We start from the raw sequence: 3,206 nt of genomic DNA on the forward strand, positions 1-3,206 counted from the left end.
ACGCGAGCGGTGTCTGGACCGCCGCGTCCCCCGGTCGGCTCATGCGTCGTCCTCGATAGTCGTCGGCTGCTGCCCGCCCGGCAGTGCTGTCCGCAGCTGCCGGGCCAGTACCCGCAGCGTCTCCGCCGGCGTCTGGTGTGCCAGCGGGTCGAGGCAGCGGTCGAAGCTGATGCGTTCCTGGCGGAACAGTCCTTCGACGCGCTGCGACAGGTTCCTGCGTGCCGTGACGGTCAGGCGCCGCACGGCGTCGTCACCGAAGACTGCTTCGAGGAGCTTCTGTCCGGCGATCGCCGATGCGCCCGCGATGCCCAGCTCGCCTCCCGTGAGTCCGCCGGTGGACGCGAACACCACCACCATCAGGGCCACGGCGATCCCGTTGACGCCGAAGGACAGCATGCGCGCCGTGAACCGCTTGTCCGCTCCTTCGGCCTGGACGAGCTGCAGGAGGTCCTGCTGCCATGCCCGGATCTCGCGGGCCACCGCGGTGGAGAAGTCCTCGGCACGCCAGGACGGCACGCCGGCGAGCAGCGCGGTCCCGGCCTGCTCCGCCCGCCAGCGTCGCCTCGCCACCTCGTCTGCCCGGGCCGCCTGCTCCACGATGACCGTCTGCAGGCCGCTCCCGATGGCTTCGGCCACGGTCGCCGCAGGAGCCGGCCTTCCCGTGAAGAAGGCACTGACGCGATCACGCGCGCGTCCGATCCTCGACTCGAGCCCCCGCATGAATTCGCCCGTGCCGACGAAATCCTGCCAGCGCGCCAGGACCTCGCCGCGCAGCAGCCTGCCGTCCTCGGTCGCCGCGAGGACGTCCGCCAGCGCGTCACGGTACGCACCGTCCACCGCCGCGCGCAGTGCGTCTCCGGCTGCCTGTTCCTGCGCGGCTGCAGCAGCGATCGAGTCGATGCGCCCGGCCAGCGCGCGCATCGCACCACCCACCGTCCGCCGTGCGATGTCCCGCCTCCCCTCCGCGTCGGCGGCCAGGGCCTGGAGCCAGCGGGTGATGGGCTCGACGGCGCCGACGGGCAGCATTTTCGCCGGGCCCACGAGGGGCGTCTCCGGGACGACGAAGATGGGTGCGTGCCCGAGGTTCTCGGCGGACAGGAGTGTCAGCAGGTCGCTCCTGACCTCCTCCTCCACCCCGGGCGGGACGCGGTCCAGGACGATCGCCACCAGGACGTCGCGCCTGCCCGCCTCGGCCAGCAGTTTCCACGGCACGGCGTCCGCGTAGCGGTTGGCGGTGGTGACGAAGAGCCAGAGGTCCGCAGCTGCCAGGAGCTGTCCGGCGAGCCTGCGGTTCTCGTCGGCGATGGAATCGACGTCCGGGGCATCGAGCAGGGCGAGCCCTGCCGGCAGGGACCGCGTGGGTCGCAGCAATAGCGTGTTCGCGTCGGCTGCCTGCCCGATGCGGGCAGGCAGGGCCGCGGGCCCGTCCGGATCCGGGTCGGCTCCGTCGTCGTCCGCGATCCGCACGCGGCTCAGGGTCGGCAGCACGCGTGTGTCGTCGAACCACACGCCGTCCTCGGGATGGTGGAGCAGGAGGGGCTGGCGCGTTGTGGGCCGCACGGCACCCGTCACCGAGACGGGCCGCCCGACCAGGGTGTTCACCAGGGTGGACTTCCCAGCACCGGTGGATCCCCCGACGACGGCGATGAGCGGCGCGTCGAGGCTGGCGAGGCGCGGGAGGATGTAGTCGTTCAGTTGGGCCCGGGCTGCGGTGGCCGCTTCGCGTGCCTCCACGGAACCGGGCAGGGCGAGGGGGAACACGAGGTCCTCGAGCGCGGCGCGCACCTCCCGCAGCAGCGGTGACAGCCCGCGGGGCTCGCCGGCGGTGATCGGTGCACTCATGGCTCCATCATGCCAGCCGCCCGGAGACGCACCCCACCAACGAAGAAGTCCCGGACATCGTGTTGATGTCCGGGACTTCCCGTCGTGTCCTTGCGGACCGTTGTGACCCCAGCGGGATTCGAACCCGCGTTACCGCCGTGAGAGGGCAGCGTACTAGGCCGCTATACGATGGGGCCAGTACTTTTCATCCTACTACTGTTTTTCTACTGCTTGTGCCATCCCGTCCGCGAGGACCGGAGTGCGCTGGGGTACCAGGACTCGAACCTAGAATGTTGGTACCAGAAACCAGTGTGTTGCCAATTACACCATACCCCAATGGCACTTCCCGAAGCCCCGATGGTGCTGGGTTTCGATCGCGTAACCGCTCCGCGCCGAGATATAACTTTACCGGACAGAGGGCAGGAACTGCAAAACGGCCGTCAGCCCGGTGATCCGCGGCACCTCCAGGGCGTCCTCCGCCGAGGCCCGGCCCGGTACCGGGACTCCCCCGGACGGCCCGTCCGCCGCGGCGCCCGCCCCGGAATCGGTCCCGGATTCCCGCCCCGTCCCGGCGCGGTCCAGCCAGACCCCCACCAGTCCCGCCGACCGTGCACCCACGGCATCGACCAGCCGGTTGTCGCCGACGTAGAGGGTGCGGGCCGGCGTCGTGCCGATCCGTCGTGCGCCCTCGAGGTAGATGCCGGGCTCGGGCTTGGCCACCCCGACGGTGTCGATGCCCACGAGCACCTCGACGCGGGACAGCCCCGCCCGGTCCAGCTTCGCCCGCTGGTAGTCGTGGACGTTGTTGCTCACCGCTCCGTAGGGGATCCCGCGCGCGTCGAGCTCGTCGAGCAGCGGCCCGACGTCGTCGTACGCCCGAAAATGCAGCGGCAGGGTGCGCTCGTACTCACGGACCCACTCGTCCGCCACCCGGCCGAGGAAGGGTTCCGGGGTGAATGCGGAGCGTGCGTGGCGCACGCGGTGGACGCGCTGCTCCTCGAACGTCAGTTCCCCCGCGAGGAAGCGGTCGTAGTGCCTGTGCGGGTCGCCGGTGTAGAGGGCCTTGTAGCGCGCCCAGTCGTCATCGGTGAGGTGGCTGAGCGCAGGATCGGGGATCGCCTGGAGCGTCCGCCCCATGGCCTGTTCGAGGTCCACGAGGGTGTCGTCGATGTCGAAGAGCACGCCGTCGACCCCGGGGCCGATGCCCCCCGCTGCCTCGGCTGCCGGATCAGGCACGGGTCAGTCCACCGTGGCGCGCAGCGCACGCACGCGCGCGACCGAGGACCCGCGGCCGAGGATCACCATCGACTCGAAGAGCGGCGGGGAGATCCTGCGTCCGGAGATCGCCGTGCGGACCGGTCCGAACGCGAGCCTCGGCTTGAGTC

General features: G+C 70.9%; 3 protein-coding genes and 2 tRNA genes. All 5 read right to left on the reverse strand.

Annotation, left to right across the window (positions count from 1 at the left end; all coding sequences use genetic code 11):
* Nucleotides 1-39 precede the first annotated feature (39 nt).
* Nucleotides 40-1,842, reverse strand: coding sequence for a dynamin family protein (locus CVO76_RS06860; protein WP_208741405.1), 1,803 nt, complete (start codon nucleotides 1,840-1,842; stop codon nucleotides 40-42).
* A gap of 103 nt (nucleotides 1,843-1,945) precedes the next feature.
* A tRNA-Glu gene (locus CVO76_RS06865) sits at nucleotides 1,946-2,018 on the reverse strand.
* Between the two features lie 67 nt (nucleotides 2,019-2,085).
* Nucleotides 2,086-2,157, reverse strand: a tRNA-Gln gene (locus tag CVO76_RS06870).
* A 69-nt stretch (nucleotides 2,158-2,226) separates the two neighbouring features.
* Entirely contained in the window at nucleotides 2,227-3,057 is an 831-nt protein-coding gene (locus tag CVO76_RS06875; RefSeq protein WP_208741407.1) for an HAD family hydrolase, read from the reverse strand.
* 3 nt (nucleotides 3,058-3,060) lie between these two features.
* Nucleotides 3,061-3,206: hypothetical protein (locus CVO76_RS17595; RefSeq protein WP_432206155.1), on the reverse strand; the 146-nt coding region annotated here is incomplete at its 5' end.

Origin of the sequence: Arthrobacter agilis (genome assembly GCF_002953615.1) — a bacterium.
Lineage (GTDB): Bacteria > Actinomycetota > Actinomycetes > Actinomycetales > Micrococcaceae > Arthrobacter_D > Arthrobacter_D agilis_B.